Origin of the sequence: Rufibacter ruber (genome assembly GCF_014138425.1) — a bacterium.
GTDB classification, from domain to species: Bacteria; Bacteroidota; Bacteroidia; order Cytophagales; family Hymenobacteraceae; genus Nibribacter; species Nibribacter ruber_C.
This window is the reverse complement of sequence record NZ_JACJIQ010000002.1, coordinates 134,082-148,634: the sequence shown is the minus strand read 5'-3', so window position 1 is coordinate 148,634 and position 14,553 is coordinate 134,082. Positions and strand designations below refer to the sequence as shown.

The 14,553-nt window shown below is 54.3% G+C and carries 9 protein-coding genes; 3 read left to right on the top strand and 6 right to left on the bottom strand.

The features are described from left to right. Positions 1-1,413 precede the first annotated feature (1,413 nt). From FHS90_RS03190 to FHS90_RS03180, 3 genes are all read right to left on the bottom strand, one after another. On the bottom strand, positions 1,414-2,052 hold the full coding sequence (locus tag FHS90_RS03190) for a magnesium transporter CorA family protein (RefSeq protein ID WP_153042698.1): 639 nt from the start codon (positions 2,050-2,052) through the stop codon (positions 1,414-1,416). Then, on the bottom strand, positions 2,036-2,554 hold the full coding sequence (locus tag FHS90_RS03185; RefSeq protein ID WP_066834499.1) for an RNA polymerase sigma factor: 519 nt from the start codon (positions 2,552-2,554) through the stop codon (positions 2,036-2,038). Before FHS90_RS03185 ends, FHS90_RS03190 begins: the two co-directional genes overlap by 17 nt. A gap of 1,879 nt (positions 2,555-4,433) precedes the next feature. Then, entirely contained in the window at positions 4,434-5,858 is a 1,425-nt protein-coding gene (locus FHS90_RS03180) for a Glu/Leu/Phe/Val family dehydrogenase (protein ID WP_066834498.1), read from the bottom strand. A 221-nt stretch (positions 5,859-6,079) separates the two neighbouring features. On the opposite strand from FHS90_RS03180, the gene FHS90_RS03175 reads away from it, so the two are divergent. The 3 genes from FHS90_RS03175 to FHS90_RS03165 all read left to right on the top strand — a co-directional run bounded on the left by FHS90_RS03175 (position 6,080) and on the right by FHS90_RS03165 (position 11,743). Beyond that, complete coding sequence (locus FHS90_RS03175; RefSeq protein WP_182511719.1) at positions 6,080-7,453, top strand: M20/M25/M40 family metallo-hydrolase; 1,374 nt, start codon at positions 6,080-6,082, stop codon at positions 7,451-7,453. A gap of 338 nt (positions 7,454-7,791) precedes the next feature. Further along, the gene (locus tag FHS90_RS03170) at positions 7,792-9,153 is read left to right on the top strand and encodes an HTTM domain-containing protein (protein WP_182511717.1); all 1,362 of its coding nucleotides are present in this window, start codon (positions 7,792-7,794) and stop codon (positions 9,151-9,153) included. 271 nt (positions 9,154-9,424) lie between these two features. Then, entirely contained in the window at positions 9,425-11,743 is a 2,319-nt protein-coding gene (locus FHS90_RS03165) for a patatin-like phospholipase family protein (RefSeq protein WP_182511715.1), read from the top strand. Between the two features lie 516 nt (positions 11,744-12,259). Here FHS90_RS03165 and FHS90_RS03160 read toward each other — a convergent pair. The 3 genes from FHS90_RS03160 to FHS90_RS03150 all read right to left on the bottom strand — a co-directional run bounded on the left by FHS90_RS03160 (position 12,260) and on the right by FHS90_RS03150 (position 14,403). After that, the gene (locus FHS90_RS03160) at positions 12,260-12,976 is read right to left on the bottom strand and encodes a head GIN domain-containing protein (protein ID WP_066834489.1); all 717 of its coding nucleotides are present in this window, start codon (positions 12,974-12,976) and stop codon (positions 12,260-12,262) included. 194 nt (positions 12,977-13,170) lie between these two features. Next, entirely contained in the window at positions 13,171-13,656 is a 486-nt protein-coding gene (locus FHS90_RS03155; protein ID WP_066834487.1) for a fasciclin domain-containing protein, read from the bottom strand. A gap of 111 nt (positions 13,657-13,767) precedes the next feature. Beyond that, positions 13,768-14,403, bottom strand: a complete 636-nt coding sequence (locus tag FHS90_RS03150; protein ID WP_066834485.1) for a rhomboid family intramembrane serine protease — start codon at positions 14,401-14,403, stop codon at positions 13,768-13,770. Positions 14,404-14,553 lie beyond the last annotated feature (150 nt).

The following is a 14,553-nucleotide window of genomic DNA, read 5'->3' as shown; positions in this document are numbered from 1 at the left end:
TTTCAACTGGAAAGTCAATGGGCGTAAGTTTCCCCACCCACCACCAAAGACATATACTTCCGTTTTCGGGCTGTTTTCATAAAAACAGCCCGAAAACGGAAGTTGCCCCGCCCGCCCGCAGGTTCTCCGGAGGGTATGGGGTCTGTGGAGCGATTAACTGGTGGTTCTTGGCTGATGGTTGGAAGATGGAACTGGCGCGAGACTCCAGACCTCGTGCCCTGGGATAGGGCGATTCTCCAGCCTGGCGGGAAACCGCGGGGAGTTCAGCCATGCGTAAAGCTCACCCCTACCCCCTCCCGGGAGGGGAATGATCTGGAATGCGTGTCCTCCTGTGTCAACATCCCCCTTCGCCCCCTTCAAAGGGGGAGTATCGGAGTGAGTTCTGAGTCCTGAGTCCTGAGTCCTTTCTTTTCATCTTAGGGAATTCAGCCGGAATGAAGCCGCAATGCCTGGTCTCGCTGCCGTGCCGCGAGGGCAGCCAGAGACCGCCCGTCAGCTGTAGGCACGAGTCTGGGGACCCGTGCCAGCGCGGGAGTATCTGGTGGCGTTAGAAGGCACGGAAGTAACTTCCGCGCCATAGAGGAGCTATAGAGGGCAGAGGTAATGTGAGGCTTTGCCTCCTGGCCGCTGCAGACTGCCGCCACCATAGGTCCAAGTTGGAAACTTGAACCAGAGAAAGCGGCAAAAAAGCAGCAATAAGTAAGCAAACAAACAACAATCAACACTTCTGCTAGTGGTACTCCTTTTTAGCACTTCTGCTCTGACTGATGTGCGCAGCACGGGATCGCCTCAGGCTAGCGGAACAGCTGTGGTTACCTACTGGAACAGATATAATCAGTGAGGCTGATCAGGAGAGGAACCCAAACCAGTCCTGGGGGTGAGCGCCTCTGTTATACGGTGCCGAAGGCAACGCCAAAGGCGTAGTTTTAACAGCAGTGCTCACCCCCAGGACGGGGCCCCGCGGCCGTGAGCGCTTACCGGTAAAGATGAAACAATACCGCCAGTAAGCACTGCAGCAAACAGCCCAGCCAAGGGAGCAGCAAACTAGGCATTGCCGTGGCAGTGGCAACTGGCAGTCACCAAACTCAGCATCAAAAAACTCAGCCTATGCAACAGCACACCATGCTCCCCAACAACAAAGGCGGCCTCAATTGGCCCCGTCAAGGGAACCACCACCCCGTATTCCAGCTAGAAGCAGCCGCAGCAACTGAAAAGCCAGCACGTGCGGCACTGCCGTTGCAGCAGTAAGATGAAGACAATGCCGTACTTTCCTGAATTCCATACTACTGCCTACAGCCGCAGCAACAGGAACTACCTAAGGGTCCGTTACTGAAAAAGAAAAACCTGTTTTGGGGCTGTTTTCCAGAAAACAGCCCCAAAACAGGTTCTAAAAGCGCAGAAGAATTCCTCTGGTTACGCTGCTATCTCCAAACTCTCCAACTCACAGTAGGCCCCCTTCAAGGTTTTCAGGTGGTTCCCAAACATCTTCCGGATGTACCACTTCAGGAACAGATACCCTACCACGGCCCCAATCACAAAGCCCACCATCAGGCGAAGGTACATCTGCTCCCACGGCAGATGGGAAATATTGATGCCGTAGGCGAGCTTCAGAATCACCAACTGCCCTGCCACCAGCCCCAGGGGCGCTAAGAGCATGTTGGTCCAGAAATACAGTTTGATGAGCCCGGTGAGCATCTCTGTCAAGTTGCGCAGGGTGGCGCGCAGGTTGGCAGTGGTCACGTTCAACTGCCGAAGATGCTGCAGGCGCGCCCAGAAATACCCTAAAAACGGCAAACAGATCACCATGATCATCACGCACAGGGCTTTCATCACCTCATCTCCCTGCACCACCACCGCCCCAATGCCAAAGAGCACAACCGTGAGCAGTTGCACGCCCAGTTCAAAATAAATGTTCTTCTTGAGTTTGGTCACCGCATTTTCTGTACGGGCTTTCATCAAGCCTGAGATCTGATCCTCAGTAACCTGGTGTACGGCGGCGGCTTGGGCAGCGTACTGCTTCCATGCGTCTTTGAGGTTATCTAATTTCATCATACACCGGGGTTAGGATTTTCTCTAGCTTCGCTTTGATGCGGTTCAACTTCACGCCTACGTTTGATTTGGTAATACCAATGATCTCGGCCATCTCATCATATGATTTATCCTCCAGGTACAGCATTACAATAGCCTTCTCCACCTGGCTCAGCTGGTCAATGGCAGCGTAGAGGTACTTGATTTTCAACTCGTATTCGGCAGAGGTGTCTGGTGCAGCCGGAATCTGCAGGTCTGTATCTGAGAGGGAACCGTAATGCGGACGGCGGCTTTCCTTTCTAAAACTAGATACGGCGGTATTCAGGGCCACCCGGTACATCCAGGTGCTCACCTTAGACTCGTGCTTAAACGTAGGATAGGACCGCCAGAGTTGCAGTACAATCTCCTGAAACAGGTCCTTCCGCTCCTCCGGGTCCCGGCAGTACATGCTGCACACCTTATGGATCAGCGCCTGGTCCTGGGCAATGAGCTTGACAAATTCTGCACGTAAGGCCGGATTTTCCACCGTATTGGGTAAAGGTTTCAGTATTAGTAGCCACCGCCTCCGGTAAATTACACTTTCTCCCAATGAAATCTCACCTCTCCTTTCTGTTTTCGGGCTGTTTAGGGAAAAGTAGCCCGAAAACAGAAGTTGGCGCAGACGCCCGCAGGAGCTGCGCGCATTATCAGGTCTTTGGAGCAGGTGGCACTGTGGGGGCAGACCGCCCTGGAACCCACCCCTACCCCTCCCGGGAGGGGAATGATCTGGTATGCGTGGGGCATATGCGATAGGCCCTGCCTCTTAAATCTCGGCTGCCCGGGATTTGCCATCCCGGACCTATTTACTTGCGAATTTGTAATCTGCGGCCCCTGCAGATCAAACGTGCCGCCGCGTGGATTGCAAATCCCCGTGTACCAGCTTCCGGATTGCAAATCCGGAAGAGCGTGATACCGGGTAGGACTCAACTATATGTGGTAACAAGGGAATTGATCAGGAATGCGTGTCCTCCTGTGTAAACATCCCCCTTCGCCCCCTTCAAAGGGGGAATATCGAGGTGAGTTCTGAGTCCTGAGTCCTTTCTTTTCATCTTAGGGAATTCAGCCGGAATGAAGCCGCAATGCCTGGTCTCGCTGCCGTGCCGCGAGGGCAGCCAGAGACCGCCCATCATCTGTAGGCACGAGTCTGGGGACTCGCGCCAGCGCGGGAGTATCAGCTGGAGTTAGAAGGCACGGAAGTAACTTCCGCGCCATATAGGGCCATAGAGAAGCTATAGAGGCAGAGGTAATGTGAGGCGGCAGCCTCCTGGCCGCTGCAGACTGCCGCCATGGCAGATACAGGTTCCTAAGATTGGATTAGGGGAACGGAGGTGTAAGAAAACCGCCTTTGCGTTTCTGGCCTGTTTTCCGGAAAACAGGCTGAAAACGCCACTCCTCTAACTGAAGGTGCACCTGCCCTGGCTGATGTGCGTAGCACGGGCTCGACTCAGGCTAGCGGAACAGCAGTAGTTACCTACTGAAACAGACAGAGCAAGTAAGAAAGTAGCAGGAGAGGAACCCAAACCAGTCCTGGGGGTGAGCGCCTCTGTTACTACGGTGCCGCACCAGCGGCAAGGCCGGAGGGCCTAGTTTTAACAGCAGTGCTCACCGCCAGGACGGGGCCCCGCGGCCGTGAGCGCTTACCGGAAAAGATGAAACAATACAGCTCGTGAGGCACTGTCAACAGCAGACCAGCCAAGGGAACAGCAGACTACACCTTTCTGCAGCAGCAAGTGCCACCGCCAAGGGGAACAACAGACTACCGCACAGCAGCCCAGCCAAGGGAACAGCAGATTACGCATTGCTACAGGCTGCAGCGGCAAAAATGAAACATCTGATCCAGTGAGGCCCTGCATCCAACAGCACTGACCAGGAAACTACGCATTCCACCAGCAAAGGCAGCCTCAGTCAACCCAGCCTCAAGTGGAAACCAAGACGACGCATGCTAACAGCAGCAAAGAGAAGCTTCAATCAGTGAGGCACGGCATTCAGCCGTCCAGCCAGAGGAACAGCAGATTACGCACTACCACTGCAGCGGCAGCCAAGGCAACCCCTGACCACACATTCCCACCGCAGCTGCCAAAGTAAATTCTGTGACTAGTGGCTATCTCTAACCTGCCCTATTCAAACTTAGCATTCTGCGCGAAAAGGCGTTCCCTCTGTTTTTGGCCTGTTTCCAGGAAAACAGGCCAAAAACAGAACAGATCTTTCTAGCCTTTAATGCTGGAGAAAGCCGCTAGTTCCCCTCCTACCCCCAGGACAGCCTGAGAAGGTGCAGAGACCTCAAAAAAGAAAACCCGTTTTGGGGCTGTTTTCTGAAAAACAGCCCCAAAACAGGTTCTATGCAAATGCTGAACAAAGTGACCAGATCACGGAAAAATACCCAACGACTGGTAACTCACGCCAATCTTCTCAATGGCACTGTAGAAACCGGCGGTACGCAGGTCCTTGATGTTAGGGACTTGCTTCATCACCTCGCGTATCTGGTGATAGGCGGTGATCATGGTGTCTTCCAGGCCGGAGTACACCAGGTCGCGCTCATCAGCGCCGTGAATGATCAGCAGTTTCTCCTCAGCAGAGAGGGTTTTGCCAGTGGTTTTCTCAATAGTGTTCACCAACCGCTTCAGGCTGGCCTCTTCGGCACGTTTGCCCATACGCCCAAAACGGACGTTAGACAGGTTCTTCAGCCACTCAAAATATGAAACGGTCACCCCGCCCGCGTTCAGGTACAAGTCTGGGATTATGATAATGCCGCGCTCCAGCAGAATACGCTCCGCCTCCTGCGTCACAGGTCCGTTGGCCCCTTCGGCAATGATCTTGGCTTTGATGCGGGCGGCATTTTCGCCGTGAATCTGGTTCTCCAGGGCGGCGGGCAGCAGTACATCACACTCATGCTCCAGCAGTTCAGCAGAGCTTTCCAGGAACACGCAGCCTTCATAGCCTTTCAGGGTGCCGTTCTGCTGCCGGAACTTGAACACCGCCTCCACATCCATACCGTCTGGGTTGAAAAGACCGCCTTCGCGCTCGGCAATACCGGTAATGATGGCCCCGGCGGCCTGGCAGTAGTGGGCGGCGTGGTAGCCCACGTTACCCAGCCCCTGCACAATGAAGCGTTTGCCTTCAATACCAGAGGAAAGGCCCAGCGGCTTGATCAACTCTGTATCTTCCAAGGTCTCTCTGATGCCGTAGAACACCCCCAGACCGGTAGCCTCGGTCCGGCCTCTGATCCCGCCTTGGCCCACCGGTTTACCGGTTACGCAGCCCAGCGCGTTGGTTTCGCCATATTTAAAAGTATGGTAGGTATCTGCAATCCAGGCCATTTCACGGGAGCCGGTTCCGTAGTCGGGCGCGGGCACGTCCATGGCGGGGCCAATCAGGTTCTTCTTGATCAGCTCACTTGCGAAGCGGCGGGTCACTTTCTCCAGCATCTCGTCTGAAGAGGTGCGGGGGTTGATCTTCACCCCGCCTTTGGCACCGCCGAAGGGCACATCTACCACGGCGCATTTAAAGGTCATGAGCGTAGCCAGGGCCACTACCTCGTCTTCGTCTACGTGCATACTGTAGCGTATACCGCCCTTGGTGGGCAGCTTGTGGTGGCTGTGCTGCGCCCTGATCCCTTCAAACACATGGATCTGGCCGTCCACTTCCACCGGGAAATTCACTTTGTACACGCTGTTGCAAATCTTGATCTGCGCCAGAATGCCCGGGTGGAGCTGAGAATGTTGGGCAGCCTGGTCATAGTAGTAGTGCACACTATCTAAGAACTCCCGGCCCCCTGAGATTGGTTGACTCATAGTTTCTGCGGTTGGTGGTTTGTGTAAAACGTACTAACCCCTGAGCGCGTTGCTTCTGCTGAAATTGTTCCACGGAGAACATTTTCCCGTTTTGGGCCTGTTTTCAGAAAAACAGCCCCAAAACGGCCCGCTGCCCAAGTTGCGGCAAAGGTAGTATGGATTTCTGCGGAATAATACGGAAATTACCGAATAGAAGACCACCCTTACCACACAACCCAGACATGACCAGTATCTCCTCTTTCGCCCGGGCCGGCGTGGCCGCTTTGGGCATTTTCTTCTTTACGCCCTCCTTGCACGCCCAGGTACTTGTAAAGGCTGACCCCACCATCCAGAACCTTACCCGGCAGGTGAGCGCGCAGGAACTGGAGCGGCTGGTGCGCGGCCTGGTCAGCTTTGAGACCCGCCACTCGCTCAGCAGCACCAAAGACAAAAAGAAAGGCATTGGGGCCGCCCGCAACTGGGCGCAGGCAGAGCTGGAGAAAGCCGCCGCCACCGCTAACGGCCGCATGACCGTGACCCAGGACAGGTATACCGTGAAAGCAGATGGCCGCCGCATTCCGCAGGACGTGGAGATGGCCAACGTGATGGCCACCCTCAAAGGCACTGACCCCAATGATGACCGCGTGTTTATAGTGAGCGGCCACATAGACAGCCGCAACACAGACGTGATGGATGCCACCGGCAAAGCCCCCGGCGCCAATGATGACGGCTCTGGCACCGCCGCCGTGATTGAACTGGCGCGCGTCATGGCCAGACAGACATTTCCCGCCACCATCATCTTTGTCTGCGTGCAGGGCGAGGAACAGGGGCTTTACGGAGCCAAGCATCTGGCCGAACGCGCCAGGAAAGAGAACTGGAACCTGGTGGCCATGCTCAACAATGACATGATTGGCAATTCGTACTCAGATGAGACCAGGCTCCATGACAACACCCGCGTGCGCATCTTCTCTGAAGGCGTACCCGCCCTGGAAACCCCAGAAATGGCGGCATGGCGCAAAAGCACCGGCGGCGAAAACGACAGCCGCAGCCGCCAACTGGCCCGCTACATGAAAGAGATGGGCACCCGGTACGTGCCGCAGCTAGACGTGGTGCTGAACTACCGCACAGACCGTTTCCTGCGCGGCGGCGACCATACCCCGTTCAGCCAGGCCGGTTTTACTGCCGTGCGCGTCTGCGAGATGAATGAAAATTACCAGTACCAGCACCAGAACGTACGCACTGAGAACGGCATCGCCTACGGCGATTTCCCCGAGCACGTAGATTTTGAGTACCTGCGCAAGAACACCACCCTGAACCTGGCCACCTTGGCCAACCTGGCCCTGGCCCCAGCCTCGCCAGAGGAAGTAGGCGTTGTCACCAGCAACCTCACCAACCAGACCGAACTGCGCTGGAAAGCCCCCACCAAAGGCGAAAAACCGGCGGGTTACTACATCCTGATGCGGGAAACGGCTTCACCCATGTGGGAAAAGAAAATCTACGTGGAAGGCACCACCACTACCCTGCCCTACTCCAAAGACAACTACTTCTTTGCCGTGCAGGCCGTTGACGCAGAAGGCCACGAGAGCCTTCCTATTATGCCAAAGCCCATCAGGTAGCGTTTTTAGGCTGTTTTTGCGAAAACAGCCCAGAAACAGCCCGGTTGTGAAAGCAGCCGGGCTGTTTCTGTTTAAACAGAAGGGTAACTTTAGAAGATGCCACTGGCGCAAGCGCCTGCCTGTGTCCACGGTTTGGGTCTACTTTCACAAAAACAGCCCAGAAACGCAAAAGCTATCTTACAAGGCACAAACCGGCGCTTTTGCCAGGGACTAAAAGGTAAACCCTATGCAGCTTTACAACTACTAGCTAAGCGGTCTGGTGCTGCGTCTGTTTCTTTCTTTGCACCGTAGATAAAACTTTGGTTCAACTGTTTCAGCTGTCTTAAGTAATATTACGCATGCTCACCACCTCTACTTACCCACCGGCAGAACGCTCTTTCCTGAACTGGCTCTGGCAGCCGGTAGAAAATGCGCCGCTGGTGGTGTTCAGGTGGTGCTTCGGGCTGTTGCTGTTTCTGGAGACGGCAGGGGCCATTGCCACGGGCTGGGTGCGCCAGAACCTGGTGGAGCCTAAGTGGCATTTTCCGTTCATTGGTTTTGAGTGGCTCACGCCGCTGCCGGGCAGTGGCATGTACTACTATTATGCGGTGATGGCGGCGCTGGGGCTGCTGGTGATGGTGGGCTTTTACTACCGCGCCAGCCTGACCCTTTTCACCCTGATGTGGTGGGCCAGCTACCTCATGCAGAAAATCAGCTACAACAACCACTACTACCTGCTCTTGCTGCTGTGCTTCCAGATGCTGCTGGTGCCCGCCCATGCCTACGCCTCTTTAGACGCCAGACGGAAACCCGCTTTAAAAGCGTACACCTGCCCCCGCTGGTGCCTGCTTATTTTTGTGGCGCAGATGGGCATGGTGTACACCTATGCGGGGGTGGCCAAGTTAGATGCCGACTGGCTGGCGGGCATTCCCATCAAGATCTGGTTTTCGGGCAAAGCCCATTTCTGGCTGATTGGCCCGCTCTTGCAGGAGCCATGGTTTCAACAACTGGTGGTGTACGGTGGCCTGGCGTTTGACCTGTTGATCACGCCGCTCCTGCTCTGGCGCCGCACCCGTGTGTTTGCCTTTGCGGTGGCCGTCTTCTTTCATGGGTTTAACGAGGCGGTTTTCCACATTGGCATTTTCCCGTTTCTGGCGCTGGCCCTTTGCCTTTTCTTCTTTGAGCCGGAAAGCGTTCGGCGCATGTTCCTCCGGAGGAAACCGGCCGTTACGCCTGAAGAGTTTACCCCTCGGCTACCTGTCTCTTGGCGGGAAAAGGCGCTGCTGGTGCTCTTGGGCGTCTACTTCGTTTTCCAGGTTCTGCTCCCGCTGCGCCATTTCTGGTTTCCGGGCAACCCTAACTGGACCGAAGAAGGGCACCGCATGGCCTGGCACATGATGCTCCGGAGCAAATCTGGTGAGGCCAACTTCAAGGTGGTGGCAGACGGCCACACGTTTTGGGTAGAACCCGCTGCACACCTCACCCCCAAGCAGGCCCGTAAACTTGCCGCCTACCCAGACCTGCTCTGGCAGTTCAGCCAGTACCTGGCCCGTGACTTCAAAGCCAGAGGATATCAACAGGTAGAGGTATACGTGCATGCGCAGGCCAGCCTGAACCTAAGACCCTCCCAGCCTTTGGTAGACTCTACCGTAAACCTGGCGGCCGTGCCGTGGCGGCCCTTCACCCCTGCTTCCTGGATTGTACCGCTCCAGGGAAAATAGCCGCAACGCCAACGTTCTGTTTTAGAGCTGTTTTTTGGAAAACAGCCCTAAAACGTTCCCTTTTATTGGCCGCTTTCCTACACAGCAGAATATTCTTCCTTCTTTCCCCCAGAAGACCCTGAAAAGCAAAACTTTTCTGGAGCAGATGGGTAATGCAGGTAAAGTATGTTCAATCTTCTATATTCGGCCGCACGTACACCTTCCTTAGGAAGGCGTCATGGGGTGAAGCGGCGCACTGCTTTTCTTACCTGAAGTTCAAATTGCTACCTATATGCGTCACAACCGTTCTTTCTTCTGGTTCCCTCTGGCCCTGGTGCTCCTGTGTACCGGCATGGCCCCTGCCCAAAAAGTAGGCCTGGTCTTAAGCGGAGGGGGCGCCAAAGGGCTGGCTCACGTGGGGGTGCTCAAGGTGCTGGAGAAAAACCAGATTCCCATTGATTACATTGTGGGGACCAGTATGGGGGCCGTGGTGGGAGCTCTGTACTCAGCGGGCTACTCCCCAGAAGACATTGAAGAACTGGTGCTGTCGCCCAGGTTCCAGTACTGGGTGTCTGGCCGGCAGCTGGAAGACCATGCGTTCAACTACTTCAGCCTGGACCCCTCCCCGGCAGCCCTGAGGTTACCGCTTGTGCTTAAGTCAAAAGTTAAGGTGCAGACCAGCCGGGGCCTGATCAATGACGTGAACCTGAACTATGCCCTGGCCTCTACCCTGTCTGCCGGCAGTGCCATTGCCCGATATAATTTTGACAACCTGTTTGTGCCGTTCAGAGCGCTTACCGCCGAAATCTTTACCCGCCAGCAGATTGTGCAGCGCAGCGGCTCCCTGGCAGACGCCGTCAGAAACTCCATGGCGGTTCCGCTGGCGTTCCGGCCCATCAGGCAGGCAGACGGGCGTTACCTTTTTGACGGCGGCCTTTTCAACAACTTCCCCACAGACGTGATGCGGAAGGAGTTCAAACCAGATGTGATCATTGGCGTGAACGTGGGCGATGTCTCTTTTAAGAAATACCCGCATGAGAAAGATGATGAGATTCTGGGCTCCTCGCTCATTTTCCTGAGCTTTGACGTGGCAGACACCACCGCCGTTGGCCCTGGCGGCGTTTTGATCCAACCTGACCTGGAAGGCTATGCCACCACTGACTTTGCCCGGGTAAAAGAGCTGATAGACATTGGCGTGAAGACCACAGAAGAAAAACTCCCCCAGCTGCAACAGCGCATCGCCAGAAAAGCAGACTCAGTGCAGCTGGAGAAACGGCGGCATAATTTTAGGGAGAAGGCCCCTACCCCCAAATTTGTACGCGTGCAGGTGCAGGGGCTCAAAGAAAGTCAGAATGACTATGTAAGCAAATTTTTTCTCAAGCAGGGGAAAAACTACACCATTGATGAGATTGAAGAGGGCTACTACCGGCTGGCCGCCAATGACTTTTTCAGGAGTATTTACCCGCGCATCAACTATGACAGTGCTGCCGGGGGCTACGTGTTGAGCGTTGATGCCCGCCAAAGCAACAATGCCACCGCAGAGGTGGGTGCCGTGTTCAGCACCCGCCCGGTAGACAACCTCTACCTGGGGCTGGAGTACCGTTACCTCAACCGGCTTCTGTACACCGTGGGTGCCAATGCCAACATAGGCCGGTTTTATTCTGCAGGCCAGTTTGGCCTGCGGGTAAACGTGCCGGCACGGCTGCCTTTCTATGTGGAGCCTTCTGTGATGTACCAGAGCCTGAACTACCAGGACACCAATGATTTTCTAGACCGCGGGGTGGCCGCCAGCACGCAGGTGCGCCTCAGGGACTTCAAGGTGGGCTTGCAAGCGGGCATTAGCCATAACTTCAGGAGCCGGTTTGTGCTGGATGGGGCGTGGTTCTCCAATGAAGACCAGTATGCCAACATGGAGAATGTTTCATCAGCTGACCGGCTGGATGAGACAGATTTAAGTGGCCTCACAGCAGCCGTCCGGTTTGAGCGCAACTCCCTCAACCGGAAGATGTATTCCACCAAGGGGCACCGGGCCGTGCTGGGCCTTAGAGGGGTAAAGGGGTCTGAACTGTACCGCCCCGGCTCTACCGCCCTCGCCACAGACACCAGAGAGGCAGACCACCAGTGGCTCCAGTTTTCGGCCACGTATGAAGGCTATTTCCCGTCTGGGAATGACAAGAGAAGCTGGGGCTACTTCTTTGAAGGAATGGTCAGCACCCAGGGCAAGTTTTCCAATTATAGGTCTTCCCTCACCACGGCCCCCACTTTTCTGCCGCTGCCAGACTCCAGAACGCTTTTCTTAGACAATTACCGCGCCCCCCGTTACGCCGCCGCCGGTCTGCGGTACTCTAACACCTTCTGGACAAGGTTTGAATGGCGCACTGAGGTGTTCACCCACGTTCTGCACCAGCCCTGGAAAGAAGGCGAGCTGCAGCAAGCGGTTAGAAGTTCTACCTTCAGCCGGCCCTACCTCACTGCCAGCTCTGGCATCATCATGCAGCTCCCCATTGGCCCCGCCGCCCTTCATGTCATTCATTATGACAACAGAGTACACCGCTGGTCTGTCTTTGGCCACGTAGGCTTTCTGCTGTTCAGAGGCCGTACGCTGCAATAGAAATAGCCCCTGTGGATAAATGCTCCCGTGTTTTTGGCCTGTTTTCAGAAAACAGGCCAAAAACGTCTTTAGCGGCTCAGAATTCCAGTATTTACGTTTTATAAACAGACGCAGCGGAAAGCATTAATTGCAGGTTATCCACACTATTCCATCTGCTGTTTTTCTTTTCCCCAGAATGCACGGGCAAGAGGACAGTAGCGTTTTCGGCTTGTTTTTCTGAAAACAGGCCAGAAACAGAAGGTCCCTGTTCGGTTAGGGTTGTACCATACCGGGCAGAGAGTTAGCTTAGGGAAGGCACTTGGGGGAGAAACGGTACTAGAGATGGTGGTGGCTACTTAAAAGAAGCGCCGAAAGAAAAAAAAGAACAGCAGGCATCTGCGGTAAACCGCAGAGTGGGGCTGCCTGCTGTCCGGCTATATCTTTGGCTTAGGGAATAAAACCAAAGGAAGAAAGCTCAAAAGGGGAAATGTACTTTTTTGCAAAAGTACAGGAAATAACCTGAAACCAGGTATGAAGTTAGCTCCGGCGCTTTACAGAACCGCTACCGCTCACCCGGCTGTCTACACTGGGGGAACCGTCATAGTACACGTTGCCGCTCCCGCTAATGCTGGACTTGAGGGTAGACTTGGCATTTATTTCGCACTTGCCAGAGCCGCTGATGCTCACCTGGGCCTGGTCAGTCTCAAAGGCATACCCACGCAACGCACCAGACCCGCTGATAGACACTTTGCTCTCTTTGCCTTCGCCTTTCAGCACAATACTACCGGAGCCTGCAATGCGGCTGGAAACTTCGTTTACCCTGGCAGACAGCTTAATGCTACCAGAGCCACTCACGGCCAGGTCCAGATTATCTGCCTTGAACGTATCTTCGCTGGTGATTTTACCGGAACCGGCCACTGCAATGGCTTCTACCCGGGGCATAGTGATGTAGATGTTCACGCGCTCCTTGTTGTTCCAGCTCATGTTCCAGTGGCGTTCTTTGGTTCTGATGTTCAGCTTCCCGTCTTTTACCTCGGTTACCAGATCTTTTAACTGGTCAGCGTCGCCTTCTACCTTCACGCTGTGGGTATTGCCCTGGCGCAGAACAACGTTGGCCGGATAACTCAACCCTATTTTGGTGAAAGCGCCCACGTTCCGGCTCTGCTCCTCCACCAGACGGGCAAAGGTGAAAGAAGACAGGGTAACCACCAAGGCTACAAAGGCAAGCAACGGGAGAAGGTTCAGCTTTTTCATGACAGATTTGGGTTTTGTTACATGCTAAAGATGAAAGAGAAGGCCTGAGGGTTGCTTCTGCAGGCAAAAATTTCTAAGAAAATTTCTGCGGTTCTGTTTTTAGCCTGTTTTTCTGAAAACGGCCCCAAAACAGAAGACATAAAAAAGGCTGCCCAACTGGGGCAGCCTTTTAACATTCACTATACAATAGTCTTCTAGAAATTTGAAGCCGTGGCGGCAGGCTGAAAAGCTCCTTTCAACTGGTGCATCACCCCGTTGGCAAATACCTGGTCAGTGGCCTGCAGCCTAACCCCGTCTACAATGACAGCTCCTTTCTTTTTGCAGATGCGCAGTTTGCCGCCGTTAATGGTTTGCACATCAGCCCCGTCTCTCAGGTCTGCGGCCGTATAAGCCCCTTTGACAATGTGCTTAGACAGAAATGATCTCAACGTTTCTGGTGCTTCGCTCTGGTATTTGGCCAGTGCCTGCGGCGAAGGGGCAAAAAAAGTATACGCCTCCCCGTTAGAAAGCAAGGGCATGAGCCCGGCTTTGGTCACCAGTTCCAGTAACTCCTGTTGGTTGTTCGCTGCCAGCCCCTCGCCCACGCTCATGCGGGCTGTTTTAGCAGACGCTGAGGTTCCCGTGGCCAGAAACGCCTGCGCCTGGCCGCTGGTCTGAATGGCTACCCATAAGAATAGCAATAAGAATATCTTTATAGAATGTAATTTCCGCTCCATCTGTTCCTCCTCTCCTTTAGCCGTTTATAGTTGATTATACGGCACTTCTGGAAAAAAAGATGGAAATCGCTATTTTTAGAAAAGTCCAATTGAACTCCTAATCATACCCAGGAAGGCAGAAAGGTGGCCGGGCACCAGGATCAGGCTCAGGATAAACCCGAAGGCGGCCCCGTAAAAGTGAGCGCTGTGGTTAATGCCGTCATTGCCTTTCTTGCTAAGGTAGTAGGAGTAAAACAGGTACAGCGCCCCAAAAATGTAGCCCTTGATGGGCAACGGGATAGGGAAAATAATCAGCTCTGTGAGGGGGTTAAAATAGATGCTGGCAAAGATAATGGCCGCCACCCCACCAGAGGCACCCAATGAATAGTACCGGCTGTCATTCTTATGCTTGAAGTAGGAAGGCAAATCTGACACAATAATAGCCACCAGGTACAGCCCCACATAGATGATGGCCCCTGTGGTTACCCCAAAGATGCCCATAAACTGCTGCTCTACCACGTTGCCAAAGATGTACAGGGAGAACATGTTGAAGAACAGGTGCATGAAATCTGCGTGCAGGAACCCAGAGGTCAACAACCGCCACCACTCGTTCTGCTGCGCCACACTCTGCGGGTGGTGCACCCAGTTTTCCATCAGGTTCTGGTTCCTCCAGGCATACAGCGAGGCAACTACCGTAATGGCAATGATGATAAAGGTGATACTAAGGGGCATGGAACAGAGAATAGAGATGATACCAAAAGTAAGCTTCTGCCCTTCAAGAACAAAAACCGTGCTGAAGCCTTCATGCGAGGGGAATGAACTTTGTTGAAAATTCTATACCCCTGTTTTCGGCCTAATTTAATAAAAACAGGCCAAAAACAG

Excerpts from the sequence above, each read along its gene's own strand:
- FHS90_RS03190 (WP_153042698.1), bottom strand. The coding sequence starts at position 2,052 with ATGATGAAATTAGATAACCTCAAAGACGCATGGAAGCAGTACGCTGCC.
- FHS90_RS03180 (WP_066834498.1), bottom strand. The coding sequence starts at position 5,858 with ATGAGTCAACCAATCTCAGGGGGCCGGGAGTTCTTAGATAGTGTGCAC.
- FHS90_RS03175 (WP_182511719.1), top strand. The coding sequence starts at position 6,080 with ATGACCAGTATCTCCTCTTTCGCCCGGGCCGGCGTGGCCGCTTTGGGC.
- FHS90_RS03170 (WP_182511717.1), top strand. The coding sequence starts at position 7,792 with ATGCTCACCACCTCTACTTACCCACCGGCAGAACGCTCTTTCCTGAAC.
- FHS90_RS03165 (WP_182511715.1), top strand. The coding sequence starts at position 9,425 with ATGCGTCACAACCGTTCTTTCTTCTGGTTCCCTCTGGCCCTGGTGCTC.
- FHS90_RS03160 (WP_066834489.1), bottom strand. The coding sequence starts at position 12,976 with ATGAAAAAGCTGAACCTTCTCCCGTTGCTTGCCTTTGTAGCCTTGGTG.
- FHS90_RS03150 (WP_066834485.1), bottom strand. The coding sequence starts at position 14,403 with ATGCCCCTTAGTATCACCTTTATCATCATTGCCATTACGGTAGTTGCC.